Below are 25720 nucleotides of genomic sequence, written 5' to 3'. Positions count from 1 at the left end.
AAATACTATTTCTCCATTTCAGGGAGTTCCTCATAAGTTAACGAGTATTCTTGGCTTGCTAGTTCGATCCGCTCACCTTGAATTTCATCATATAACGTTAATCTGTAAGTACCACCGTTCAGAGACTTATATCGATCATTACTGAAGGACAAAGAAATCGTATTATTATGTCCTTCTGTTAAATCTGTGCCAAGTGCTAAAGCTTTTTCCTGTGACTGGCCATAAGGATCCGTCATTTTGAGCATAAGTTTGTGGTTGGAAGTTCCCGTATCATAGCTACCATCTCTGAACAGATTATAGTTCACGTCAATCTTTATACTGTCACTACCTTCTTGGAGCCTACCGTTGGAACTATGAATAGATAAGGTGTATGGATATAGAGTAACCTGTGCCAAATTGGTCGATGGTGTATATGAATTCAGTGCTAGAGAAGCTATATTGATAAAACCAGTTGCTTCTTGACCCGGTTCACTTAACTTATTACCTGTAATGCCAGAACCCATATAAAGCGAGAGATCAGAAGTGTTCACCGATTTAGGAAGCTTCGACGAGAACGTAATTAATTGTTTACCTCCAGGACTAAGTGCAGCTTCTGGTTGATTGGAAGTAGCTTCGTAAAACTCACCATTTGTCGTTTTGTAATATGCGTGGAGACGTACCATCTTGCTTTGTCTTCTTTCCTCATTACTTATGAGCAATTCCGTAGATACGATGTTGGAGCTGACACCGTGATGAACGACGGTCATTTTCTCCTGAATGGTTGCGTTCTTCCCTTGATCAGTAATTCTAAAGATCCCTCCATGATCAATGGTGTTTATAGCATCCATAGTGCTATTCGTACTGAGTGTAAGAAACGGAACAGTCTGCTCATCTGCTACAGAATAGAGACTGACTTGCATATGATTGAAATCCGTTGTGTAAGGGATTTTGGCAAGGACATTAACATCCACGGATTTACCTGGTGCTAGTACAACAGATTGCTTATCCATAAATATCTCTGTCGAAGCCTTCAAATCATCATAATCAATCTTTAATGCACCCTTCATTTCAGGCAGGGAAAGTGTTACTGACTGAGTGTTAATAATGCGTAATTTAGCTACAACAATATCGTCTTCCATCCAAGGGAAACGTTGGAGAGACAGCAGATTATATACGAAAGAGCCATATGAATTCGTGGCGTGGTACTCGTATCCTGTGAGGGTATTGGTACGAAGGTTATAAGGAATATTATAATAAGCAATAGGTAACACTGGTTTAACTATAACTGCCTTATTCTCTGCTGTGGAACTTTGTGAATCTACAGTACTAACTGCCTCAACCATTTGCAATTGCAGCGTATCCTGCTGCACTTCAAGTGGTACCTGTACCTCGAACTGGATGATCTTTTCTTCCAATGGATTGATGACCAATCCGTTTAAATCTTTAGCATTGACAGGAAAGGCTTTGCCTATTGGTGATTTGACAGCAAGATCATAGGAAGGCATTTTCACTGCCTTGTTGCCGGTATTTCTTAAACGCAGTTGGAAAGACCACATGCCCTTTTTATTTTCTTCATATACGGTCGCATTGTTCAATTGCGTTTCGATCATATTGTTGTTAATCATGATTTTTTTGACAACATCTTTCTCAACGATCAAATCAGGATTTGTTGCCGCTGGCAGGTTATAAGAGGACTTGGGAAGAGCAAGCTTCAATGTCTCATCCTTTTGAACAAATTGTAGCTTCATATTATTCGTATTTAGATAGGCAGGGATCTCTGTTATATAATAGACTATCTTTTTCTCTTGGGGCTGAATCTTGTAGCTCGCTTGAGCGCTATCTAGAACCATTTCAAACGAAGTCCCTCCTGCAGACACCAAATAGACCATATACCCGGGGTCTTCCAGTATTTTATCCCCTTTATTGGTCAGACTAACGCCAACCTTAGCATATACTTTTCCGCTATATTCATAGATTTGTAACGACTCCGTATACGATGTAACAGGTAGATCATTCATTGTCGTATTCAGACTTTTACCGATGGCAACCGTTGGGGAATAATTAGTCGGCAGTTTAAAGCTACCCACCTGTCTCAAGTAACCTTTGACTTTGGCATCCCAGACATACATGGGGATTTTCAAGCCTTTGAGTGAATTCGTCGTGCCAATATTGACATAGTACGTCACACGTAGATTCCCTTTGGAAATGACCTTCTTCTTAAGCACATCGCCGGTAATCGGATTGCCCGGAATCACGGAGCCAGTGGGTGTAATAACTCTTGAGAAGTAATGGAGCAGATTCTCATTACTATTGCTACCATTAGTATAGTTAAGCGTATAGGTCAGAATATTGCCCCCAGCTTGTGGCCATATATTGACATCCTCGAGTGTAGCTTGGAAATTGGAGCCTAATTTAATCGAACCTAATTTACTTGTTGCACTAGCTGTCACAGCCGAAATCGCGGGACTTGGATAGACGGAGACTCCAGATGCAGTAGACGCAGCAGATACCGTGTATCCGGACAACTGCGAGATGACAAGTGAGCCTACTAACACGACGCTATATGTATTTCTTAAATTTTTCATTTATTTACCTCCAAAGTAATTTACTAGACTAATTATAATTGGGTAAGGAATGGCAATAGTGTCTAAGTTGTAACTATATATGCCAATAGGCATAGGATACACGCTATCATTAACGCAATAAGCGAGAAGGTAGACAACTTATACAAAGTGTCCACCTTCTCGCTTATATTGTAAAAATACATCCTATTATATTTACACTACAATGCATGAAGTCCCTCGTTCAAACTAATGGGAAGAGTCCCCTCTGCCGTGCTCTGTCCTACCAGAATGCTAGCTAAAGCTTCCATAAAGTATGGTGTGTTCTCGTAGCAACATAGATACGCTGTCCTTCGCTCCCTCATTCTGCATCGCTAGAACATTGATAGATTCAAGCGTATTAAATAAAAAGTGAGGTTTGATTTGCGCTTGTAGAACACGTAACTCTGCCTAATTCTTCTGTTTCTGTTCTTTCTTTACCTGTGTAAATAGAAGACTTATTTTATCTACAACTTTCGCCCGAAGCCAGTCCTCCTAACATCCAGTGTCTATGATGGTACTGGATGTTCCCTTCTTTTGCAGGGTTATCCGACTCTGTCAGCCAACTTGGTTGTTTGCCGTTTATTCCGGGGTTTGCCTTCGGATCCTCCGTACATATCTTCACAGACTATGCACTATCCGTCAGCTATGCACTTCCGCCACCTTACGGTGTGCTTGAGACTTCCACTCATTAGTCGCTGTGCTGCTAAGCGCACAAAAGACTATCTCCATTAGGAAATAGCCTTCGTTTTTTGTCATGTATTTCTTCTTTTCATTTCTTTTAAAATAGCTTATTTCATTGGTATTCCGACTTTAGTGTTTGATCAATATACTCCCTACTTGGTTATTGAGCAGAGTTGATTATTTTATCGTAATATTCATCTACATATTTTTCATCTCATAGATTTTTTGTAAGGTATTAAGGTGCATTGATTTATCTTCGGTTGACTCAGCGAATTTATACCACTCCACAAGCCTGTATCCGAACATAGCAAGGATTAGTTCATAGATACAATGATCAGTGATATGGGACACATCCGCATATTCCGAAAAACCCCTGTAATACGCCGGAATGCATTTTTGATAGTATTCAATCATATGACAGACATCCGCTTCATCCGTTATTAAACTCGCGATATCCTCGCCCATATACCCCCATCCAGCGGTATCCCAATCGATAAGTACGATTTTACTGTCCGAATAGAATATGTTTGCCACCCAAAAATCTCTGTGGCAAAGCACTATTGGTAGCTTTTCAATGCGACTGAATATTTCGTCCGCATTGTTATCTAAGTCTATGAGCATTTTACACAAGTGCTTAGGAATTTCGCAGTCATCGGAGCGTATGTAATCATACAAAACATTCCATGACCGATACCGCAGATAGTAGTTTTTCGTAAACTCAACATTGCTTAAATTGGACAGATTCTGCAATACGTTTGGTCGTTCAGTGTACAACTTGCCTTGAAATCGCCCCAATTCCTCAGCTATACGTTCATACATTTCCGGGGTCAGATTTAAGCCTGACACACCATCAATATATTCCATCCATAGTTGAATCTCATCACCATTTATTTCGGCGTGGTAACACTCCGGCCAACGGAACGAATCGAAGAAAAGCTTTTTGAAATCCGATGCATAGAGGTCGTATTCCCTTCGCCATGAATCTAGATCACCATAACGCTCAAATTTTTTCGTTGTTTTCCAAACCATCTTATACGGCAGATTTTCACCATCAGAAGTTTCAACCGTGCCTGTTACAAGCTGAACATTTCCTATTGTCCCGCCTTGCAACTCTTTGAGTTGATAATCTGCGCGGATTATCGTCTTGTTGAGCATTTTATTCAAAACAAGCGTCAGTACTTCGGGCTTTATAAATCTTGCATCATGGTTGTTCATTTCTTATATCCTCCTTTTTCACCCTTATGTTGCATAGCTATCGACTTTTGCCACGCCCGTTTATCGATGAGATACCCCGATTTATCATTTACAAACTTGTTTTCCCGCTTCTGCACAAGGTAACGCTCCCAATGCTCTGGCACCAATGATCCATCGGCAAGGGCGGCAAGAACTGCGCAGCCCGGCTCCGTCTGATGGCGACAGTCATTGAAGCGACACTGTGTGAATAATTCCTCCACGTCGTTAAATCCCACGCTGATCCCTTCGTCCGCATCGAACAGTCCAAGTTCACGCATACCCGGAGTATCAATAACCATTGCACCGGATGGGAGCATGAAAAGCTGGCGATGCGTTGTTGTGTGCCGGCCCCGGCTGTCGACCTCGCGGATAGCCTGGACAGTCATCACTTCCTGATTCATCAAGGCGTTAACCAGCGAGGATTTCCCCACGCCGGACATGCCGAGGAATACCACGGTTTTTCCTGGTTGCAGATATTCACTCAACCTGTCTAAACCACTCCCAGTGTGACTGGAAACTGCGTGTACCGGCACATTAGGATCGGTTTTCTGAACCTCAGCTAACGGTGCGCTGAAATCCGGGACCAAGTCAGCTTTTGTTAAGATTACGACAGGCTGGCCGCCGCTCTGCCTCGTCTGTGTCAGGTAGCGCATGATGCGGCTGACCTTGAAATCCGAGTTTAGGGACGATACGATAAATACGTAATCAAAATTCGTTGCTACGACTTGCTCAAGTATAGTTTTGACAAACCCTGCTGCGTGTCCTGAATAGTCAGCGCGGGAAAATTTCGAGCGGCGGGGCAGCAATTTGGCAATGCGCGAAGCGCCGTTTTCGTTGTATTGTAGAAGGACAAAATCGCCAACGCTCGGAAAATCCTCCCGATTCCCCGCAGTGTGGTAGAACGCGCCCTTCAATACAGCCGTCACTTCTCCTAGCTCGGTGATAACGGTATATTGCTCTCGTTGTAGTTCCGTAACCCTTCCGGGTATTAAGCCTATCGGCGACGTTTCGGCTTCGATATAGCCATATTGTTTCAAATCAATCATTGAATCGATCCTCTCCTAACATTAAAGTTGTTTTTGGGCATAAAAATACCGCGAACAAGCAGCCTCCTAAGAAGATGCTTGTTCGCGGTGAAAGCCAAAAGTCAGCTATAATCAAAAGGGATACAACCTACATCATATCCAGGTTGCATGGACGAGCAGTTGCCGAAGGCAACGACCAGTCCCGCTAACAGCAGTATTCACGAAAGGTTACTGTTTACGGCATAGCAAAAAAACACGGGTGATATTCCCGGTTGCTCTCATTCCAAGCTATCATCAAAGACTGGAATTTACTATGCCCGATATTCGGTTAAGTTAAAACCACCAATACCATATAAGCAGTCATTTCAAACATCTCCTTTCGAGGGGAAAATTGTAATACGAATTCACTTCTATAGTGTGACATAACCCTCTGTAAGCGCTCAATGGAAAATTTGATTATAAGTAAATTTTATCGGTCCTCTACCTCTGCAACTCAATCCCCCAACTATCGCATATAACATGAGAAAGGCCACCTTCGTTCTCAATTTCGAAGATACTGTTGGCGCCTCTGGTATCAGAATGAACACTGTATTCCCCGGATATCATTTTCAAAACAATGCAGGTATTGTTTTCTCAGATACAACAATTATCAGAAGTGGAACGAGTCAGGATCTTTATAATGGTGAACGTGGTGCTATCGATCTGGAAGCTTCTACGGATCCGATTCGGAATATTAGTTTTCATCTATAGACCTCTTCCTGGTTGTTAAGTAACGAACAGCAGGCTATTCCTTCACCGCACCAATCATTACCCCTTGATTGAAGTATTTTTGCACAAACGGATATACGCACATAATAGGAATCGTAGCGACGATGATGACGGAATACCGCATCATATTTGCAAGGCGCAGGGCAATTTGCGCTGCCTCGCCTGTCCCCATGCCGGACTGCATCTGATTGGTAATCAGAATGTTGCGGAGAATCAGTTGCAGCGGGTGCAAGTCCGGATTTTTCAAATAGATCAAGGCATTAAAATATGAATTCCAGTGCCCGACAGCGATCCATAACCCAATAACCGCAATAATCGCTTTGGACAGCGGTAGTACTACCTGGACAAAATAACGGAGGTTCCCGCAGCCGTCGATCTGCGCTGCTTCCCACAAATCCCCGGGGATACTTGTCTGGAAAAAGGTCCTGGCGACGATAATGTTGAACACGCCCACCGAGAAGGGAAGTACCATGACCAGAAACGTATCATACAAATGAAGATCACGAATAGTCAGGAAAGTAGGAATCAAGCCGCCGTTAAAAAACATAGTAAATATGAAAAACAACGACAGAAGTTTGCGTCCTGCGAGATCTTTTCTGGATAATGCATAAGCCGCCGATATATTAACAACAAGTCCGATAATTGTACCGACCACCGTATAAAGAATCGTATTCCGGTAGCCGATCCAGATATTCTGATGCTTCAGTAGCTCTTTGTAGCCGTCCAGCGTAAACCCCTTAGGAAAAAGCCATACTTGGCCGCCGGCCACGGCTGAAGGATCACTGAATGAAGCGATAATGATGAAATAAAGCGGATACATCAGGATGACCAGAAAAAGCACCGCAATTGCATACATAACATATTCCATAACCGTATCCGAGGAACGGTCGTTTTTGATTTTTTTCGCATTTTCTTTAACTGCAGGCGCAAGTGTTCCCATGCCAGTTCTCCCCTTTTACCACAAGCTGTTTTCGCTCATTTTTTTAGAAATCTGATTGACGATGATCAGCAAAATAAAGCTAATAACCGTGTTAAACAGGTTGATTGCTGATGAGAAGCTATACTGGCTACTGAGCAGCCCGATTTTGTAGACATAGGTGGACAGGATTTCGCTTGAAGTGGCGTTCAAATCGTTCTGCATGAGATACACTTTTTCAAAACCAATACCAAGCAGCCCCCCGACACGCAGAATTAGCAGTGTAACCGCTGTCGGCATCAGCATTGGAATATCAATATAACGGATTTTGTGCCAGCGGCTTGCACCATCGACAGTAGCTGCCTCGTAGAGACTAGGATCAACCGCAGAGAGCGCGGCGATAAATATAATGCTGTCCCAACCAACATGCTGCCACACATCTGACCAGACATAAACGCTGCTGAACAGACTCGCAGATCCTATCAGATCGGGAGCCTCTTTACCGAACAGGCTGTACAGATTGCCGACAAGACCGGTGCTTGGCGACAGCAGGATCATCATCAGTCCGACCATAACCACCGTTGAAATGAAATGCGGCATATACGATACAGTCTGGAAAAACCGTCTGAACCGGTTTGGCCGCATCTGATTGACCATTAATGCAAGTATGATCGGGATTGGAAATGTGAGCATGCTGTACAAGCTAATAATCAGCGTATTTTTAATCGTGTTCGAGAACTGATAGGAATTAAAGAACTTCTCAAAATATTTAAATCCCGCCCATGGGCTATCAGCGATGCCCAGAGCTGGGCTATAATCCTTAAATGCGATTATAACCCCGTACATTGGTTTGTATGCGAATAATAAGGTAAGCACCACGGCGGGAAACAGCAGTAGATACAGCCCCCAATTCCGTTTCATTTGTCCTAACGTTCTCCCTGGAATTGTCCCAGCGGATCTCATGAAATCCCCTCCTAAAAGTGTTGTGAGCCTATGCGCTAAGCATAAACCTATCTGTGTATTTTTCTTCAGTATACCGTTCACTTTCTGCGCCTGTCGGACCTTATAGAAGCGTTAACCGGACTTTTGGAGACGCTGTCTCAAGCACAAGGGATGCCATATCCGCGCTGCGGAAGAAGCCATATTTTATATGGACTTTTACTGCTGATTTCCGGACTTTTGGTTGTGAGGGCTACTCTTCACTGGAAAAAAATACATTTCCCAGTGAACCTCCGATAGACGGCATTATTATTTCTTTATTCGAGAATCCCGATAATAACCGGTCCGGAATTCAACTGCAGTTTGCCTCCGTTGATGGTTACTTCGCTGTGGTCCATCAGATTTACGTAAACTCCATCGAGAAACCCCATATCTACCTCGGCCATCTTGCCTTTCAGGCTGAACACCACGACCAGCTTTTGTTCTGCCAAGGTATGGGTTCCGAATATGATGTCTTCCTCATCCATCGCCTTTAGGCTGTACATGCTGTGAGCCATAATATCCAACTTCTTGATGGGATATAGCGCCTGGAACAGCCAGGACCTTGAAGGTTCCCTCCCCGCTATGATTGCGTACATAAATGGAATAGACCACACTGCTGTGCCATGACAATACACTCCTTTCACTGTTTTGCTGAATCTTTGGCAGATCAAAAAATAGATGAAGCTTAAACCGCTCCATCTATTTTTGTTTCTCCATGATTTCCTTCACTTTGCGGGAGGTTTCCTCCCTGAAGTTCGGATGGCCCGATTTTACTCCACTTTCATATAACGTCCGTATGCATCCGTACGGATTTTGATCAGTTTTTCAAGACCCATGTCGTTCAGCTGCTTCACATAAGCATCCCATTGTTCATCAATATTCCCTTTACTAATGAACTGGGCGCGCATAGTATTCACGTAACCGTCGATGTCCGTGGTCAGCGTAGGAAGTTCCTCGAATTCTTCCGCAGTGTACATAACGTTAGGGAACGGTGTAGTAACGAATTCGCTGCCCAGCTTATCCAGTTGTAGCTTCAGCCCGTCTCCACTCTTCTCACTTAAGATAATTTTTTCCTCAAAGGAAGGGCTCACGTATTTCGGCCCGAAATCACGCAGCGATTGATCCCAATACCAAGCATCCGCGCTGGTTCCTGTCGGCGGGTCCATCAGGCTGTACGTGCCGTCGTCATTCTTCTGGATAACGGTACCGATAGCGCCCCAGAAGTTCTGGATGCTGGCTTCATTGGTATAGAACTCGTCGGCCCAGCGTGCGGCTACCTCCGGATATTTACTGGATGTAGTAATCAGCAGCTCGTTGCGGCTCAGGTTCATCCCGATCGGATTGCCGATGGTGTAACGGTTGCCATCCGGTCCGGCAATCGGCGGAATGGTTACATACTGGTCGCTCCATTTACCGAATACAGCATCCGGAGTCCATTGGTACGTGAAGCCTACAATCGGAGCATCCGGATTTTGGAACTTGGCAGATCTCATCGTATCGTCTTGTGTGAACAGCTCTTTATCGAGCAGACCTTCAGCGTATAATTTATTCTCCCATTTCAGGCCTTCCTTGTACTCTTCCGAAGTAGGATAGTATACCGGTTGACCGTCCTTCACCAGCATGAAGTTATTATTGAGATCAGCGATCCCGAACGGACTGATCGTGTCATTGTTGATCTCGATATAAGGAATTTCATCGGGTTTTCCATTTCCGTTCGGATCCTGCTCCTTGAATGCCTTCAGTACGTTATACAGATCGTCGATCGTCTCCGGAACCTCCAAGCCTAAATTATCGAGCCAGGTCTTGTTGATTACAGGCTGACGAGAGCTTTGTGGACGGGATGGAAGTCTTGTCGGCATTGAGTAGACTTTCCCGTCAGGGAAGGTGCTGATTTTTCTCATATCAGGTGTTTCTTCCATCGCTGCCTTCAGATTCGGCATGTATTGATCGATGTAGTCATCAATCGGGCGGAAATAGCTGAGATTATTAACGATATCCGAATCCGAGAAGGACTGATTGCCCAGCACTACATCCGGAAGCGTACCGCTTGCCAGCATAATGGATTTCTGCTCTCCCCAGTCATTGGAGGACATGACTTCCCATTCAATTTTGATATTCGTTTTTCCCTCCAGATCCTTGAGCCACTGGTTCTGGGTAAAGGTATCTCCCATACTGCCCCAGCGGACCGTCAGAACCTTCAATGTTACCTGCTCATTAACGATCGGCATGCCTTCCTTGTTGAAGTCGCTCGTATCGCTTGCCGCTGAAGTATTCTCATTGTTGCTACTGCAGCCTACGAGTCCTGCTACCATCACGGCTGCCAGAAATCCAGCTACCAGCTTTTTGGCCGATAGTTTGTTGCCCTGTTTGACCATTGTGATAATCCCCCGTTTCTTAAATATACTCTACTTTACATGTGTAATCATAACCTCCCCGGTCCTTTCATTCCGGACACTTTGGGGCCATTATTCGGACCTCTGGTACTATCTCCATTAATTCGCACGCCAGGATTTATGTCTTACAGAGCATAAAATAGCAATTTCCAGACTTTTGTTAGCGCTTTCCGGACTTTACGGCGAAATGCCTTTCTATTCTTATGTTTTTTTGGAGCAAACCTTTTATAATGTTAATGTTACCTATTAAAACGCATTCATAGAAATGATTGCCAAGAAAGGACCCGGTACAACAAACGTGATAGCCAAAGAAACAGCACTACACAAGCCGCTTCCGATCCGCCATTATGTGAAAGCTATGCTTATTATAGCGGTTACGGTTCTTATTGTAGATCTGGTGATCAGCATCACTTCAATCATTATCGTCAAGCAGCAATCCACCCGCTATCTGAAGGATACGGCGGCTCTGTACATCAATCGTATCAATCATGATTTCGATTACATGAATCACTATATGGGCTGGACGCTGGCGAATGACGAAACGCTGAACAAAATGAACGCCTACGACATCAACAGCGTCGAATTCTTCAAGTCTAACGAAATTCTGCACAGCCGGTTCGCCGAGCTGCAGAAGAATTACGGACAGGAATATAACTTTTTCTATTATTTAAAAAACCAGTCATTCTTCCTGAACTGTGCGCCGATCAGTGTAAATTATGGCGAATATCTGGAGCTGAAGAAGCAGATTATTTCTTTTATCGACGACAAGGAGGTGTACGAAAAGTTCTATTCCAAATGGACGCCCATCCTAGTAGGCGGCAAATATTATGTAATCAACATTGTCCCGTACAACAACCGCTATCTGATCGGACTGATCTCCGCCGATAACTTGATCCGCCCGTTGCGTGAAATTAATCTAGGGGCCAACGGCTATGCTTCGCTCGTGGATGATCAGGGCACCGACCTTACCATCCCCATTTCGAACAATGGCAAAGATATATCAGAAGACACAGGCTTCGCCTCCTTTATGCAGCCACGAACGACGATTATCAGCGAGTTCCTGGGTACAACATTCAGTGCGAAGATGGTTATCAAGTTCGGAGCCTTTGAAAAGATTATGATCGTCCAGCTCCTGATTGTCCTGCTGTTCTTCATTGTTACATCTTCACTGTTTGTCATTATACTGTTCTTCAATAAAAGAGTGCTCGGGCCGATTCAAAGCTTCTCCGAAAATCTAGCGCTTATTAATGAAGAAAGCCAGCCGACGGACTACAAGGTCAGCAAAATCATTGAGTTGGAGCAGGCCAATACCCAGTTCAAGGATCTCGTAGAGCAGATCAAAACCTTCAAGATCACCATGTATGAACAGGAACTGGAGAAGCAGCGCATCCAGCTGGATTATATGAAGCAGCAGATCAAGCCGCATTTCTTCCTGAATTGCCTGACCAGCATATACAGCATGGCCCAAATTCAAATGTATCAGGAAATTGAGGATATGGCGATGACCACCTCCAGGTATTTCCGCTATCTGTTCCAGAGCGGCGAAAACTTTGTCCCGCTTGCGAATGAAATTGAGCATGTGCAGATGTATCTGGAGATTCAGAAGCAACGTTACCAAGACGCCTTCAGCTATCAAGTAGAGCTGAGCGAGGAGGCCAAGGACGTGAAAATTCCGCCGCTCGTGCTGCAGACCTTCATTGAGAACTCTATTAAATATGCCATCTCCCGGGAAAATGAAGTTCAGATCCGGCTCACAGTGAAGCGGTGCCTGCTGGAGGATGATATCGAAGCCACGCAGATTCAATTCTCGGACACCGGGCCGGGCTTTCCGGCCAATGTGCTAGAGAAGCTCGAGGCCGGACTGCCGCTGGATCAGGCGAAAGGTACGCATATCGGCATTATGAACACGCTGAAACGGCTGGAGTACCTGTATTACAATCTGGCAACCGTCAGATTCACCAATTTGCCTGGCAGCGGCGCATGCATCACTCTGATGTTGCCGGATCTTCCCGAACCTTCAACAGAAATGGAGCGCAAACTATGAATATATTGCTTGTGGATGACGACTACTACGTAATCGCAGCTCTGCAGAAAAAATTTGACTGGAAGCTGTTGGGTATCGAAACCGTATATACGGCCAACAATGTCGCCCAGGCGCGGGGAATTCTGGAGAACCATCCGGTGCAGATCCTGATTTCCGACATTGAGATGCCCCAGGGCAGCGGTCTAGAGCTGCTGGCCTGGATCAGAGAGCAAAATTACAGCGTGCAGACGATCCTTCTGACCAATTATGCGGATTTCAATTATGCCCAGAAAGCGATCGAGCTTCAGAGCTTTGAATATTTTCTCAAGCCGATTGAATTCGACAAGCTGATGCTGATTATCCAAAAAGCAATTGTCCGCGCCAAGGAGCAGCAGATCAACGAGCAGGCCATTCTGGGTGGTTACTTCTGGCAGAAGAACCAGTCCAAGAACCTGGAGCATTTCTGGCGCAGGCTGGTCAGCGGAAGCACTTCCTTCCCGCTTAAACAAGTGGACATCATCCATGCGATCAAAGAACAGAACCTGTGCTATCAGATGAACGATCTCATCCAGCCTATTCTTTTCAATGTATTTCCCCATATCGGCAGTATGGGCAAAGAAGAGAAGGATCTGTTCGACTTTGCGCTGCTGAATTTGCTCTATGAGCTGCTCCAAAGCTCCGATTACACGATCGAGAGTATTCTGGAATTTAAAGACTATAACTGGATCGCCATCCTCAAGTGGAATGAGCGACCGGAGGATGCCGTAGTGCTACAGGCTACTGGGACTTCTTTTATCCAAAAAGCCGTTCCCTATCTAAAATGCGACGCCTGCTGCAATATCGGTTTGGCAGGTGAGTTGCACCAAATTGGCAACATCCTGAAGCAGCTACTGAATATGGACGAAGAGCTGACGAGATGTCGAAATCAGACCTATCTGGTGGAGAACTACCTGCGTCAACCGAAATCATCCTATACCCCACCGGATCTGGCCCAGCTGGAAGAGTTGCTCAATCAGAACAGGCTGAGTGCTTTTCTGGAGGAGGCTATCCGTTATTTAAGAACCATGCTGAGCCACAAGTCGCTCGACACTTCCGTGCTTGGCCTGTATCGGCTGGATATCGTGCAACTGGTGTATTCTTTTCTCAAGCAGAAGGGCATTCAGGTACATAAATTGTATGCCCGCAAGGCCAATGACAAGCTACTGCTCCACTCCCTGCATTCAATCGAGGATATGGAGGAATATCTGAAGTATCTGGTTAATACCGCCATGGAATACCGCGACTTCGTCGCCCAGCGCAAATCGATCGTGGAGGAGATTAAGCAGTATATTCATGAGCACTACGGAGATGATCTTACCCGCAACGATCTGTCGGAGATTGTCTATCTCAATCCTGATTACCTGGCCAGACTGTTCAAGCGGGAAACCGGCATCTCCCTCGGTAGCTACGTTATACAAGTCCGAATTGCCGCTGCAAAGCATCTGCTAGAGACAACCAATCTGTCAGTTTACATCATTGCAAGCAAAACCGGATATACGAACTATTCCTATTTCTCCAAGCTATTCAAGCAGGAGGTCGGGCTGTCGCCGAATGAGTATAAGAAGATCTTGACTTAAGTCATTGAACGTAGAAATCCCCCGACTATAATGGAGTCACTACAGAACGAGGGGGATTTTTTCATTAGTATTACAAGGAGTAAATTATCGGATCAGCGAACATCAACTCTAACTACCGGCACAGCATTAATGATCATGACGCTCACTGCCTTTTTTTCATATGGCTTCACACATGCAGAGCTCTACGTGGACGGTAATTATATCCACTATATTGAACTTTCTATTCTAACACTAGGATCAAATTAATACAGACTTTAGTCCCTATAAATTTTCAACAAAATGGAAAGTAGAGTAAGACTGTTCATTAACCTCCCAGTCCCTTCATCTCACAGAAAAGTTACAATTTATCATATACTTACCAACAGAAAGAGAGAAACCAGGGGCATCGTATACATACGAACTGGAAATTTATGAAACCGTTGATTGTTCAATAATGCCGTCCATTATGACAAAAACCTTACTTGACGTATTCAGTAATTATAATATTTCGATATACCCTTCTGTTCCATGTACGCGAATTCGTTGCCCATCTTTTATCAGTTTGGTAGCATTCTCCACTCCGACAACTGCTGGCAAGCCATATTCACGTGCGATAACTGCTCCATGGGTCATCAGTCCGCCAACTTCGGTGACTAGACCTTTGATGGATACAAACAAAGGTGTCCAGCCAGGGTCCGTAAAAGAGGTGACTAATATATCTCCATCTTCAAGATCAGCATCTTCCATGTTTAAAATGACACGTGCTCGGCCCTCTATAACTCCGGAAGAAACAGGTAAACCTACAATAGCTTCGGCAGGGAGATTTTCTCGTTTGTACTTGCCTACAATGATTTCACCATCGGACGTGATGACACGCGGGGGAGTTAGTTTTTCATAAAATTTGTACTCGTCTTTTCGTTTGCTGATGATCTGGTAATCCAGTTTATTTGTGCGTATGACTTCGTGAAGTTCTTCAAAAGTGAGATCGTATATATCTTCTTTTTCATGAATAACGCCCACTTGTACGAGTTGTTCGGCTTCCTTCATTAAAGCCTGCTTATAAACGAAGAAGCGATAAATATATCCGTATTTTGGATATTCCCGATAACCAATGAAATTCCGGACTAGGTCGATCATTCGTTTTGTCTCTTCGGCTTTTTGTTCACCATCCGGCAATTGTTTCAATCGATCTAATAACTCTTGTTCTTTCTTCAAAGCTTCCTGTCGCCCTTGCTCAAATTTCCGTTTGCTAGCATTAGGCTCAAAGTTTTTGATATTACTAAGAATCATGGGGACAAGTGTAGTTGGTTTTTCGCTCCAACGAGTTCTAGTAATATCGATTTCTCCGGCACACCGCATTCCATATTTGCTGAGATAATCATAGAAAGCGTCTTGGGTTTCCTGTCCGCCCTCAAACTTAACCAGTCCATTCAGGAAATTATCATCTTGTACATGTTGCAAGTAATTTATTACTTCTGGATAAGGACGAATCACATCTGCGACATCCAATAGCGCCAGACCCATTTCCGAAGTGATATTGTTCGGTACAGATTGAGAAAGCGTATCTGCTGCGTTTTTTTCACCTAACCATTCGTTCATTTTTTCATTGATCCATGATGAAGCATTCATGGCTGTCATATGCACACCAAAGCTTTGTGGATCAGATAAAATCTTCTTTAATTCCTGAATATCTTCCAGAATAAAACCAAACAGATCCGACCCTGATTTCGTTTGGATGTTTTGTTTTAACTCTTCTATCGATGTTTGACTACGCTTAATCAAATCAGAAACGATTGTCGGATCGTATTTGATTAATGTTTGATAATCCGCAGGTGGTTTACCTTTATTGCTTTTAGCGGGACCCGGTTCTTTTTCACCATCTGGTGACAATTTGATAAAATCTTCGCGCTCAATGATGGTCATGAGTGCGTCTTTTATGAGCGGATCGGATTTTCCCAGGACATTTACTAAAGTTTCCCTGCCGGAAGGTGAAGCCAGCATAGCTGTACTATCAACAAACAACCTTCCGCCGGCTTTACGCATGGGCGCAGGAGTAATTAACAGGTAAAAAGACAATCCCAATGGTTTTATGGGGTCAGTCATCATTTGTTGATGACCGACAGATACGTAAACGTGATTTTCTAGATCATTCGCTTCTGGGATCGGGTACAAAGTTGTGATTGGCCGACTCTGGACAATATAAAATGTCTCATCAACCAAACACCATTCGATATCTTGTGGGTAACCAAAATAAGCCTCGATCTGTCTTCCTATGCGTGCTAGTTGTAAAATTTGTTGTTCAGTAAGTGTTTGAGTCTTTTGCTGATCGGGATTGATCTGCTTGGTCTCTGTTCCGCCTTCTTTTCGTCCATAGATAGCCAATTTTTTGGTTGCTATCATCTTTTCGACGATTTCCTCTCCCTGTACTTTATAACAATCGGCAGATACCAAGCCAGAGACCAGTGCTTCCCCAAGTCCAAAACTGGCATCGATTGATAGCAGCTTTCGGTTAGAAGTAATCGGATCAGCGGTAAATAAAATCCCTGAAGCCTGCGGGAAAACCATCCTTTGTACGATAACGGATAAATAAACTTGACTGTGGTCAAATTTATTTTTCATACGGTAGATCACCGCACGATCCGTAAACAGGGAAGCCCAACATTTGCTGATATGTTGCATGATGGCATCGACACCGATGATATTTAAATAGGTGTCTTGTTGACCAGCAAAAGAGGCATGTGGCAAATCTTCAGCAGTCGCACTAGAACGCACGGCATAAGCATGACCATCACCAAGCTGGGAGAGATAGTGAGTAACCGCTGTTACAACATCAGAAGGGATTTCTGCTTCCATAATGATTTGTCGAATCTTCCTGCTGATTTCACCAATTTGATCTCGATCTTCTGCCTTTAGCATTGTTAGTTGATCCAACAAAGCATGATACGTTTGGTTTTGTTCGATGGCTTGTTGATATCCTACGGTTGTAACACAGAATCCTTCTGGCACTTGCATTCCTTGAATTTTTGATAATTCCCCTAAATTCAACCCTTTTCCGCCAACGAGCAAAAGTTGCGTTTTTTCTATTTCCTGAAAACCGAGAACCAAAGAATTCATTCTACATCTCTCCTAATCACTAAATTGAGAAAAAAGATTTGACAAGAGTTTACCGGCATGATAAACTATAATTGTAAGATAAGATATTTATGCCTTTTTCAATTGTTAAAGTCGTGATCCGATTATATCATCGTGTCTCTTTATATGCAATAAAAAAGAACCTGGTAAAAATTACCATGTTCTTTTTTGATTTCCCACTATCATTAGTATCATACTTCATATAATTTACCGTTACGTTAAACTCCAAATAAGCTTGATAGAAAGTGCGAATAGCTAAAAAGTGGATAAAATCCTCGATTGGCGTTTCTGCCTAGCAAACTTCCCTTCTAACCCTTTGGGTACATCCATCCCCTCATAAAGCTTAGAACCAACGGCCCGCTTCTTAGGGTCATCAACCGTATACATAACGTTTACCACAAGACTATTCACGATAAATATTATGAAAGTACTAAAACCTCGTTCATTATGAATCACTTTGAACCGTAGATAATGAAACGAGGACCGGACCGGCAAAATCCGAGACTTCTTCGCCTTTTGGATTGTGAAGACGGAACAGGAAAGCCTCACCTGTTTCTGACTTCCACACGATATAATCGTTAATCCCTTCACCACTCGAGACTTGAAGATAGATCTCGGCGGAACCCAGGGGATGTTCGACAAGCTCACCACTAAAATCGGATACTTCCCCGAACTTTTCCAACTCCTCTTTTCCTGCAGTTTTAAGCTTCACTAAATCATAATTTGCAGTAAGCGATTCGATTTCGACATCGTATTCCGGATTGCTGCTAAAAAACAGGCGTCCTTCGGCAGCGTCGAAAGTAAACTTTTCGAATACGTATAAGGAAAATCCTTCACCTTGATGCAATGTGGCCGTATGTGATTGGTTACCCTCACTCGTCATCAAATCAAAACTTTCAGTCTGGGGACGCGTCACTTCGGGATTATTCTCGTTCTCAGATGCAGGAACCGTGACCACTTCATTATCCGGTGTTGAAGTTTCAGGGTTGGCTGCAGGGTCAGTTGCTCCTGAGCATGCTGATAGAGTTAGAACTATGACAAAAATCGAGATTTTCATGATAGCAGAATACTTTTGATACACAATTAATCACGCCTTTCTATCGTTAGTCCATGCATATTTCATTACTACAGTTGATGTTCAGACAACCACTGATTTCACAATCTGACACATTCATATAAACCAGACGAACAGAGAGTTGGTCTGGTTTATATGAATAGTAATACTTTAATATACTCCTTTTATTACAAAAAATGAGCCTCGAATGGTTCCAGCTAGTTTAGATTTCTGCCTGGCAAACTTAAACTTCCCTTCTAACTCTTTTGGTATCTCCATCCCCTCAGAGAGCTTAAAACCAACGGCCCGCTTCTTAGGATTATCAACCGTATACATAACATTGACTACAAGACCATCTTCATAAAAGATGTAGGCAAATTTAATATCTTCCACTTGAAAACGCGATGTTTCTAAAGGTCTGGCTGCAAACTCAATATCACGTTCATCTTTCAAAATTTGGTTCACATAATCAAGGGTATCGTGGCTTTCGCTAGCTGGTATAACCGTAAATTCATACTTATATTTGTTCATAAAGTAGCGGGCTTCATTAGCTCGTAAACCAGCAAGCGCTTCTCCTATTGGAGAAGTTTCTAATCCAACCGTAGACACATTTTTAAAATCAACGATACAGGACATGATTATCCCTCCTAAAAGTTTTGCAAACGTTACAATTTAGAATCTACTTCAGGCAAAACTCGCATTGGAAGCATTCACTGATCTCTTTTATTTCCTGACAACAGGAATCCACATTTCACCAAATACCAAGCCGTTTCGTTGTCCCATCTCAACCGTTGCATTTGGCCCGCCAACATAGGCAATATCTTTTACTTCCGGCAAGACTTGACCGAAGGCAATACCCGTAAGCGTATTACTCATCTCATCAGCCGTCCTGCCTTCACCAGTAACAACGAGGTATTCTCCCTTAGGAAATTGGATAACTCTGGACGCTTCTGGTACCGATGCCTCTGTCATGACGCCAGCATAGTACATCATTTTGTTATTCACCGCTTCGTTCACGGCAAAAATGTAGTCATTCGCAGCGACGGCCTTTAAAGTGCCAAGACTTCCATCATGTTCGATTTCTGACCAAAAATCTGCCTTCTCCTTGTTTATGCCGGCATAATCTGTGTAATCGCTCTTAAGCTCCGTTCCAATACCTAAAACGATAAAGCTGTCTTTTTCCTCAAGGGTATAATTGGCCATATTCAAAACCTTCCTCTTTTTTTAATTTATCAAATGTGTTGTCTTTTCACTTGATAGGTTTATAATAGCCTTAAATCATGTCAAAAAATGATACTGTTTAGGGGACACTATGAAAAAAGTTGAACGGATTAATATCATCATGCGTTATATTAACAACCGCGCCCACTTTACGATTTCTGAAATCATGCGAGAATTTAACATCTCTCGCTCAACAGCTATTAGAGATGTCAGAGAAATTGAAGCTATGGGAATGCCGCTTGTCGCTGAAGTTGGGAGGGATGGGGGATATTTTGTCATGAACAACTCTGTTCTGCCCACTGTCCGCTTTACTGATAATGAGATTAAAGCTCTTTTTATTGCCTTTATGGCCACAAGAAATCAACAACTCCCTTATCTAAAGAGTCGACAGTCTTTATCTGAAAAATTACTTGGCCTCATCTCAAAAAATCAGCAAGATGACCTTGTGCTTTTAAATCAAATATTGCTTTTTGAAGGGACCAACCCTCATAATCCCGACCTTCTTGATCTGTCAGACCTACCCCATCCTATGTTAGAAAAACTCATCCAAATCCTTTTGTTGGACAGTTATTTATTTGTTACCATCAAAGAAGATAAGGAATTAAAGTCTTATCCTATTTATATGTTGCACCTTTATCGTGAAAAAAGCTTATGGCTAATCGAAGGCTTTGATTTAGAGGAACACACGAGGCGGATTCTTCCTGTCGACAATCTCACCGATGTAAAACCATACCCTATCAAAAAGAGAGTAAGTAAGAAAAATATTTTAGAACAACTAAGCAAGCAGGAAGAAGTAATCAACCTTATCCTTGAACTTGGTCCAAAGGCGATTGCCCAGTTCAAAAAATACCATCCTTTAAAAATTTCAATTTCCTATACGAATCCTTACCAAAGCACAGCCATTCTAAAGACTTTTATCAATGTTCATCATTCAGAAGAAGTAACGGAAATAACCAATTGGCTTTTATTCCTAGGTGAGGATATCAAGGTCAGGGAGATACCAGAAGAAGTCTTAGACGATTTACAAGGAAGATTATGCTTATACCGCCCATAAGTATCTTACTTGACATATTCATCCATTACAATAATTCGATATACCCTTCTGTTCCATCTACGTGAATTCGCTGCCCAACTTTTATCATTTGGTTAGCATTCTCCACTCCGACAACTGCTGGTAAGCCATATTCACGTGCGATTACTGCTTCATGGGTCATCACTAAAGAGGTTGCCTTAAAGTTCACTTTAAGGTCTATAATAAAACCTCAGGGAAAGATTAAAGTGAAATAAGAACAAAATTATTAAAATAAAATAAGATTTATGGAGGGATACAATGAAAATTCATATAAAAGAAGCAGCAGAAAAGGTAGGTTTGCCTACACATACACTCCGATATTATGAACAAGAGGGTCTTCTACCTTTTATAAATAGAGATGAAAATAAAAATCGTATTTTTAACGAATCAGATATTTTATGGTTAGAGTTGATTATATGTTTACGAAAAACTGACATACCTCTTTCAGAGTTACGTACGGTAGTTGAACTAACAAAAGAAGGAGAAAGCACAGCTTCGCAACGCAAACAAATATTTGAGAAACATAAAGAAAAAATGATGGAGAAACAAAGAGACTTAGATAACGCTTTTGTTAAGATTGAATCGAAAATAGAATACTACGACGAATTAGAAAAAAATTACCACAAATCCATGCTTAATGAGGTCTTATTAGTAAAATAAAAGTGCGACTCGCTCTGTTCTTTTATATAATTTTCAAAAAAAGTCTTGCCTTAAAGTCAACTTTAAGGCTTAAGCTATTTTTGTTGCTTACGTTGTTACGAGTTTCTTCAATCAACTTAATATTTTACAAAAGAAAGGATTGTTATCTTTATGTGCAATAATCATAAATCCATGACGACGACACGTGTTCTAAGTGTCCCAAGTGCAAAAGCTTCATTTGAAAAGACAACTATTGAGCGGAGAGAATTACGGCCATACGATATCTTAATAGACATTAAGTATAGTGGCATTTGCCACTCTGATATTCACAGTGCCTTCGGTGAATGGGCTGGTGGAATCTTTCCAATGGTTCCGGGTCATGAAATTGCCGGAGTCGTAGAGGCAGTAGGATCAGAAGTGACCAAATATGTCGTTGGTGACCGAGTGGGCGTTGGCTGCTTTGTTGATTCCTGTGGAGAATGCGAATACTGCCTCAGTGGAGAGGAGCAATATTGTACGAAAGGTGTTATCAACACCTATAACGGTCTAGACTACGATGGCAATCCAACATACGGTGGATATAGCCAAAAAATCGTTGTAACGGAAGGGTTCGTTGTCCGAATCCCAGACGGCCTGGATATGGCTGTGGCAAGCCCACTATTATGTGCAGGTATTACCACATTCTCTCCATTGAAACACTGGAACACTGGCCCAGGTAAGAAAGTTGCCATTGTAGGAATGGGAGGTCTTGGCCACGTAGCAATTCAATTTGCTCATGCTATGGGAGCTGAAGTAACAGTATTGAGTCGCTCCGTTAATAAGAAAGAAGAAGCGTTAAAATTTGGCGCAGATCATTACTTTGCTACAAGTGATCCTGCTACATTTAAAGGACTAGCAGGTCGTTTTGATCTAATCTTAAACACGGTGTCTGCAAATCTGGATGTTGATGCGTATTTATCACTGCTTCGTATTGATGGGACACTTGTAAATATTGGTGCACCAGCTAAACCAGATAAGTATCATGTATTTTCATTAATTATGGGTCGTCGCAGCATAGCTGGTTCACTCGTTGGGGGAATTCGTGAAACCCAGGAAATGCTCGATTTCGCAGATGAACACGGCATTGCTCCTATGATTGAAGTGATCAGTGCAGACCAAGTTGAAGAATCATATGAACGTGTCCTCAAAAGTGATGTTCGGTATCGATTCGTTATTGACATCTCTACTTTATAACTTGCAAAGTAGCATAACGCTTCCTACCATAAGAAAAAGGCTATCGTTTTAGTTTGAACAAAACGATGGCTTTTTTTCTATTTGATGTATATCGAATCAATTGACCGATCCGTTTCTTTAGCTGCTGTTGATGATCTACACCTTGCACGATCATCCTACGATCCAACTCGCAAATCACAGTTGCCGCCCATAGTTGAGGTTTCTAGTGAAATATCATATATATTATTGCTGTCTTTTTCAAGTATACTATAACTAGATTGACTATCTAAACAAATATAGAGGAGTAACTTCACATCATGATCAAACGATTGACTGCACTATTTTCGATTCCTTCGTATGGCTTACTTTTTTTATGTATGTTACTGCAGGGCATGGGTCTTTCACTCAGCTCACCTTTTTTATCCATTTATTTTACGGATCAGCTTGGAGTATCTGTTGGAATGTTTGGTATTTTTTTAGCCGTCACGTTAATTGCTGGGATATGGATCAGTATGCTAATCGGGAGACGCTCTGACCTCGGCATGAATCGTAAAAACATTTACATTGTCTCCATGCTCTGCAATGCATTGGCTTTTAGCGGATACTTGCTCATTAAGGATTTTACGACCTTGTTCATCTATATGACTGTGTTTACTGCCCTCGGTGCACCAGGTATGCCTCAATTATTCGCCATTTCTAGAGAAGCAGTGACTAAGAGTAATTTTACTGATCATGCGTTTGCTAATTCTACCTTGCGTTCTGCTTTCTCGCTTGGTTTCATTATTGGTCCATTAATCGGTACTATGTTAATCGCTGCTGTTGGGTTTAAGGGGATATTCTCGGGTACGATCGGAGTGTTCCTGCTTGCTCCCTTGCTTATATTCCTTTTTCTCAAATCAAATACAGAAGAACTGAAAAGAAGTAATGCTAAAGTGGAAGTAAAAAATCTCCCTCTGGGTAAGAACCATAATATTCTGCTTCCTTTCCTGATTCTGATACTTATGTATATAGCTCACTGGACAAGTAGCCTTAATACCGCCCTCTTTATTACTAACAATCTTGGGGGAACAACAAGCGATGTTGGTCTAGTCAGTAGTATTTGTGCTGCGCTGGAAATTCCTTTTATGATTACGCTAGGTCTACTCAGTGCAAAGTACAGTAATAGAATCTTGATGATGTGTGGCTCCATTCTAGGAGGAGTATATTACGTCGTTGTCATGATTTCAGACTCGATGTGGCAGATGCTTGCAGCTCAAATTCTGCTTGCCGTGTTTGTTGCCGTAATTTCTGCGATTGGTATTAGCTACATTCAGGATCTTCTTCCAAGCCAGCCTGGGTATGCATCTACGCTCTACTCTAATTCATCCACAATTGGTAGACTCGTTGGTAGTCTTGTTGGCGGGGGATTAGCCAGTATTGTAGGGTACCGGTATTCCTTTGTATTCTGTTGTATACTCATGATTATTTCTCTAATCATGCTTGCGGTAAGTGGACGTCACACTGTAAATGAACCACAAAAATTAGCGGTTTAATCCTAATTTGCTCATTTTTAATCTTCTAGACCATTCTCTTCTAATGTGAAGAAGAGAATGGTTTTTTGTTCATCATCACCTACACCAATTTTCTGTTAATCCACCCATTGTAACTAACATATGAACGAGAGGATTGAAGTTGACTCTTGAACCAAAAGTGTGGAGTCTAGCAATAATCGCCGGTGTTACTTTTGCTTTCTTTTTTAAATAACTGTGGTATACCCAAAATTTTATACTTTCTTATTTTTTAAGAAAGAAGACTGTCGGTAAATTTCGCCGACAGTCCTTCTCTTCCAAGCAGTATACTCCTCGTCCTATTCGCTGGACAATTCCTTGAGCGATTTGATTTTACCATGGGGATGCTGTTCTTGCTTTCGTGACTTCCAGGCAGCATCTTTCCTTCTCTTCTGGTGAGCCATAACAGATATCCTCCTTTGGAAAATTGATTGAGATGTATACCACTTTCTTATTTTGTCATTCCTCGGCTCTGTTCATTCATAATATTTTTACGTTGGATATTTGGTATTGCTTAGTGTAACACTGTTCCTCTTTTCAGTCCAAATGGTGCTGGAGGTGCCGTTCACTTCCACCTGCTTTGGACTTTAGAACCTCCGCTCACAGCGATCCGAAGCGGCGTATCAGGAGTTTAAAAATAAAGTCTTATACTTCGACTTATACTTCGGGTCAGTGTTATAATTCGGCGATGAAGCCTCAACTCCGACACGGCCTACTCAAAAAAACCTTTCAGGTTTAAATGCTATATCCGAAAAAAATTTATATTGTTACATGGTTCAATTCACATTCGGAGAATATAAAATAAATGATATGATATATAGTCGTGGAGCATTGAAGCATTCTTCCCTAAATTCACATAAACATATTAGGTATTAATCAGGGTATTAATCAGTTTCCTGGGTACAGTTCATGGATTTTGGAGACCAAGTTTTCTGAATTAGTATGGAATAATTGGTTTGAATCCGTCCATGCCGATTTCAGAAAATACGAAGCATGAAACTGCCATCCCTGATGAGCTGGATTAAATTCCATTTGAATTTCGCACCCCGGTCTTCCTCGGTATACCCTAGAACCCGGCTTTCGCCAGCTGCCAATTTGGGTGATCCTGTCCGGATTCTGGCCAGTGATATATGTAAACCTGTCATTGTATGGAATGTCCGTCAAATGAAACTTTGGACATCCCACTGCAAATACTTGAATATGCTGAAAGCCGTACTTCTCCTCCAAATCAAGCCCTGTCCGATAGGCGATCACACCTCCTGCACTATGCCCGATAAGGATTACCTGATCCGACACTACTGCATGCTCGCGGAGGATTTGCGCTACGTTTGTTACCCGCTTGGACTGGGCATGGGCCAGGTCATAGCCAACTTGAGTAAGCTGCCTTGCCAGCAGAGGCATTAACGACGAACCCGTAGTGCCGTTTGCCATCCCATAGGGAAAGATCATCACAACTTTGACATTTCGATATCTTTTGGCAATCTCACTGGCAGCATCTTCAAAATTATTACGATAAGTCAATACACCGGCTAAAAAACAAACCACCGTGCGGCACTTTATTGTACATGTGCTATTGGAGGATACGTACGTCTCTATCATGATTTCCTAGCCACCTCCTTTTGATGAATAAGTGCCCCGCGATTAAA

General features: G+C 42.6%; 20 protein-coding genes and 4 pseudogenes. 7 read left to right on the top strand and 17 right to left on the bottom strand.

Going from position 1 to position 25720, the window contains the following annotated elements; translation table 11 throughout:
- Positions 1-5: 5 nt before the first annotated feature.
- The 4 genes and pseudogenes from LPB68_RS00990 to rsgA all read right to left on the bottom strand — a co-directional run bounded on the left by LPB68_RS00990 (position 6) and on the right by rsgA (position 5542).
- Complete coding sequence (locus LPB68_RS00990; RefSeq protein WP_068654917.1) at positions 6-2564, bottom strand: hypothetical protein; 2559 nt, start codon at positions 2562-2564, stop codon at positions 6-8.
- Between the two features lie 288 nt (positions 2565-2852).
- A pseudogene (locus LPB68_RS22150) lies at positions 2853-3053 on the bottom strand (sensor histidine kinase); the annotation flags it as partial.
- 408 nt (positions 3054-3461) lie between these two features.
- Positions 3462-4478, bottom strand: a complete 1017-nt coding sequence (locus tag LPB68_RS00985) for an aminoglycoside phosphotransferase family protein (protein WP_068654919.1) — start codon at positions 4476-4478, stop codon at positions 3462-3464.
- Complete coding sequence (gene rsgA / locus LPB68_RS00980) at positions 4475-5542, bottom strand: ribosome small subunit-dependent GTPase A (protein WP_082865561.1); 1068 nt, start codon at positions 5540-5542, stop codon at positions 4475-4477. The genes LPB68_RS00985 and rsgA overlap by 4 nt, the downstream gene beginning before the upstream one ends.
- Before the next feature lie 558 nt (positions 5543-6100).
- Here rsgA and LPB68_RS22145 point away from each other — a divergent pair.
- On the top strand, positions 6101-6271 hold the full coding sequence (locus tag LPB68_RS22145) for a hypothetical protein (RefSeq protein WP_237087907.1): 171 nt from the start codon (positions 6101-6103) through the stop codon (positions 6269-6271).
- Between the two features lie 34 nt (positions 6272-6305).
- On the opposite strand, the gene LPB68_RS00975 is transcribed toward LPB68_RS22145, so the two are convergent.
- The 4 genes from LPB68_RS00975 to LPB68_RS00960 all read right to left on the bottom strand — a co-directional run bounded on the left by LPB68_RS00975 (position 6306) and on the right by LPB68_RS00960 (position 10561).
- A complete protein-coding gene (locus tag LPB68_RS00975) occupies positions 6306-7229 on the bottom strand; it encodes a carbohydrate ABC transporter permease (RefSeq protein WP_068654921.1) in 924 nt (307 codons plus the stop codon).
- Positions 7230-7244: 15 nt separating this feature from the next.
- Positions 7245-8168: an ABC transporter permease gene (locus tag LPB68_RS00970; protein ID WP_068654923.1), complete on the bottom strand. Its 924-nt coding sequence runs from the start codon at positions 8166-8168 to the stop codon at positions 7245-7247.
- A 293-nt stretch (positions 8169-8461) separates the two neighbouring features.
- The gene (locus LPB68_RS00965) at positions 8462-8701 is read right to left on the bottom strand and encodes a hypothetical protein (protein WP_157891898.1); all 240 of its coding nucleotides are present in this window, start codon (positions 8699-8701) and stop codon (positions 8462-8464) included.
- Between the two features lie 255 nt (positions 8702-8956).
- The gene (locus tag LPB68_RS00960; protein WP_068654927.1) at positions 8957-10561 is read right to left on the bottom strand and encodes an extracellular solute-binding protein; all 1605 of its coding nucleotides are present in this window, start codon (positions 10559-10561) and stop codon (positions 8957-8959) included.
- A gap of 283 nt (positions 10562-10844) precedes the next feature.
- Here LPB68_RS00960 and LPB68_RS00955 point away from each other — a divergent pair, with 283 nt between their 5' ends.
- Together LPB68_RS00955 and LPB68_RS00950 are read left to right on the top strand one after the other, a co-directional pair.
- Positions 10845-12623 carry a sensor histidine kinase gene (locus LPB68_RS00955; RefSeq protein WP_068654929.1) on the top strand — a complete coding sequence of 593 codons (1779 nt, stop codon included), beginning with the start codon at positions 10845-10847 and terminating at the stop codon, positions 12621-12623.
- Positions 12620-14218, top strand: a complete 1599-nt coding sequence (locus LPB68_RS00950; protein WP_068654931.1) for a response regulator — start codon at positions 12620-12622, stop codon at positions 14216-14218. Before LPB68_RS00955 ends, LPB68_RS00950 begins: the two co-directional genes overlap by 4 nt.
- Before the next feature lie 477 nt (positions 14219-14695).
- On the opposite strand, the gene ppsA is transcribed toward LPB68_RS00950, so the two are convergent.
- The 5 genes and pseudogenes from ppsA to LPB68_RS00930 form a co-directional block, all read right to left on the bottom strand.
- Entirely contained in the window at positions 14696-17311 is a 2616-nt protein-coding gene (ppsA, locus tag LPB68_RS00945) for a phosphoenolpyruvate synthase (protein ID WP_068654933.1), read from the bottom strand.
- Positions 17312-17584: 273 nt separating this feature from the next.
- Positions 17585-17749 (bottom strand): annotated as a pseudogene (locus LPB68_RS23260) (phage tail protein); the annotation flags it as partial.
- Between the two features lie 25 nt (positions 17750-17774).
- Positions 17775-18410: a hypothetical protein gene (locus tag LPB68_RS00940; protein WP_237087906.1), complete on the bottom strand. Its 636-nt coding sequence runs from the start codon at positions 18408-18410 to the stop codon at positions 17775-17777.
- A gap of 144 nt (positions 18411-18554) precedes the next feature.
- A complete protein-coding gene (locus LPB68_RS00935) occupies positions 18555-19019 on the bottom strand; it encodes a phage tail protein (RefSeq protein WP_068654935.1) in 465 nt (154 codons plus the stop codon).
- An 87-nt stretch (positions 19020-19106) separates the two neighbouring features.
- Positions 19107-19586: a GyrI-like domain-containing protein gene (locus LPB68_RS00930; RefSeq protein ID WP_068654937.1), complete on the bottom strand. Its 480-nt coding sequence runs from the start codon at positions 19584-19586 to the stop codon at positions 19107-19109.
- Positions 19587-19695: 109 nt separating this feature from the next.
- Between LPB68_RS00930 and LPB68_RS00925 the strand changes: the two genes are divergently transcribed.
- Positions 19696-20658: a helix-turn-helix transcriptional regulator gene (locus tag LPB68_RS00925; protein WP_068654940.1), complete on the top strand. Its 963-nt coding sequence runs from the start codon at positions 19696-19698 to the stop codon at positions 20656-20658.
- 25 nt (positions 20659-20683) lie between these two features.
- Here LPB68_RS00925 and LPB68_RS22140 read toward each other — a convergent pair.
- Positions 20684-20821: pseudogene (locus LPB68_RS22140) on the bottom strand (PEP-utilizing enzyme); the annotation flags it as partial.
- 113 nt (positions 20822-20934) lie between these two features.
- On the opposite strand from LPB68_RS22140, the gene LPB68_RS00920 reads away from it, so the two are divergent.
- From LPB68_RS00920 to LPB68_RS00910, 3 genes are all read left to right on the top strand, one after another.
- Positions 20935-21336 (top strand): MerR family transcriptional regulator, encoded by a 402-nt coding sequence (locus LPB68_RS00920; protein WP_068654942.1) that lies wholly within the window; start codon positions 20935-20937, stop codon positions 21334-21336.
- Between the two features lie 150 nt (positions 21337-21486).
- Positions 21487-22548 (top strand): NAD(P)-dependent alcohol dehydrogenase, encoded by a 1062-nt coding sequence (locus LPB68_RS00915; RefSeq protein ID WP_068654944.1) that lies wholly within the window; start codon positions 21487-21489, stop codon positions 22546-22548.
- A gap of 296 nt (positions 22549-22844) precedes the next feature.
- Complete coding sequence (locus tag LPB68_RS00910) at positions 22845-24059, top strand: sugar efflux transporter (protein ID WP_068654946.1); 1215 nt, start codon at positions 22845-22847, stop codon at positions 24057-24059.
- A 90-nt stretch (positions 24060-24149) separates the two neighbouring features.
- Here LPB68_RS00910 and LPB68_RS22135 read toward each other — a convergent pair.
- From LPB68_RS22135 to LPB68_RS00905, 3 genes and pseudogenes are all read right to left on the bottom strand, one after another.
- Positions 24150-24269 (bottom strand): annotated as a pseudogene (locus LPB68_RS22135) (transposase); the annotation flags it as partial.
- Positions 24270-24373: 104 nt separating this feature from the next.
- The gene (locus tag LPB68_RS23255; RefSeq protein ID WP_232510143.1) at positions 24374-24478 is read right to left on the bottom strand and encodes a DUF6254 family protein; all 105 of its coding nucleotides are present in this window, start codon (positions 24476-24478) and stop codon (positions 24374-24376) included.
- 484 nt (positions 24479-24962) lie between these two features.
- Positions 24963-25673: an alpha/beta hydrolase family protein gene (locus LPB68_RS00905; RefSeq protein WP_068654948.1), complete on the bottom strand. Its 711-nt coding sequence runs from the start codon at positions 25671-25673 to the stop codon at positions 24963-24965.
- Positions 25674-25720: the final 47 nt, after the last annotated feature.

Source organism: Paenibacillus crassostreae (assembly GCF_001857945.1).
GTDB classification, from domain to species: domain Bacteria; phylum Bacillota; class Bacilli; order Paenibacillales; family Paenibacillaceae; genus Paenibacillus_AQ; species Paenibacillus_AQ crassostreae.
The sequence above is the reverse complement of the archived record's forward strand: the minus strand, read 5'-3'. Positions and strand labels throughout refer to the sequence as shown.

Excerpts from the sequence above, each read along its gene's own strand:
- LPB68_RS00955 (WP_068654929.1), top strand. The coding sequence starts at position 10,845 with ATGATTGCCAAGAAAGGACCCGGTACAACAAACGTGATAGCCAAAGAA.
- LPB68_RS00960 (WP_068654927.1), bottom strand. The coding sequence starts at position 10,561 with ATGGTCAAACAGGGCAACAAACTATCGGCCAAAAAGCTGGTAGCTGGA.
- LPB68_RS23255 (WP_232510143.1), bottom strand. The coding sequence starts at position 24,478 with ATGGCTCACCAGAAGAGAAGGAAAGATGCTGCCTGGAAGTCACGAAAG.
- LPB68_RS00970 (WP_068654923.1), bottom strand. The coding sequence starts at position 8,168 with ATGAGATCCGCTGGGACAATTCCAGGGAGAACGTTAGGACAAATGAAA.
- LPB68_RS00920 (WP_068654942.1), top strand. The coding sequence starts at position 20,935 with ATGAAAATTCATATAAAAGAAGCAGCAGAAAAGGTAGGTTTGCCTACA.
- rsgA (WP_082865561.1), bottom strand. The coding sequence starts at position 5,542 with ATGATTGATTTGAAACAATATGGCTATATCGAAGCCGAAACGTCGCCG.
- ppsA (WP_068654933.1), bottom strand. The coding sequence starts at position 17,311 with ATGAATTCTTTGGTTCTCGGTTTTCAGGAAATAGAAAAAACGCAACTT.
- LPB68_RS00910 (WP_068654946.1), top strand. The coding sequence starts at position 22,845 with ATGATCAAACGATTGACTGCACTATTTTCGATTCCTTCGTATGGCTTA.
- LPB68_RS00905 (WP_068654948.1), bottom strand. The coding sequence starts at position 25,673 with ATGATAGAGACGTACGTATCCTCCAATAGCACATGTACAATAAAGTGC.
- LPB68_RS00915 (WP_068654944.1), top strand. The coding sequence starts at position 21,487 with ATGTGCAATAATCATAAATCCATGACGACGACACGTGTTCTAAGTGTC.
- LPB68_RS00990 (WP_068654917.1), bottom strand. The coding sequence starts at position 2,564 with ATGAAAAATTTAAGAAATACATATAGCGTCGTGTTAGTAGGCTCACTT.
- LPB68_RS00985 (WP_068654919.1), bottom strand. The coding sequence starts at position 4,478 with ATGAACAACCATGATGCAAGATTTATAAAGCCCGAAGTACTGACGCTT.
- LPB68_RS22145 (WP_237087907.1), top strand. The coding sequence starts at position 6,101 with ATGAACACTGTATTCCCCGGATATCATTTTCAAAACAATGCAGGTATT.
- LPB68_RS00925 (WP_068654940.1), top strand. The coding sequence starts at position 19,696 with ATGAAAAAAGTTGAACGGATTAATATCATCATGCGTTATATTAACAAC.
- LPB68_RS00975 (WP_068654921.1), bottom strand. The coding sequence starts at position 7,229 with ATGGGAACACTTGCGCCTGCAGTTAAAGAAAATGCGAAAAAAATCAAA.
- LPB68_RS00930 (WP_068654937.1), bottom strand. The coding sequence starts at position 19,586 with ATGGCCAATTATACCCTTGAGGAAAAAGACAGCTTTATCGTTTTAGGT.
- LPB68_RS00950 (WP_068654931.1), top strand. The coding sequence starts at position 12,620 with ATGAATATATTGCTTGTGGATGACGACTACTACGTAATCGCAGCTCTG.
- LPB68_RS00935 (WP_068654935.1), bottom strand. The coding sequence starts at position 19,019 with ATGTCCTGTATCGTTGATTTTAAAAATGTGTCTACGGTTGGATTAGAA.
- LPB68_RS00965 (WP_157891898.1), bottom strand. The coding sequence starts at position 8,701 with ATGGCTCACAGCATGTACAGCCTAAAGGCGATGGATGAGGAAGACATC.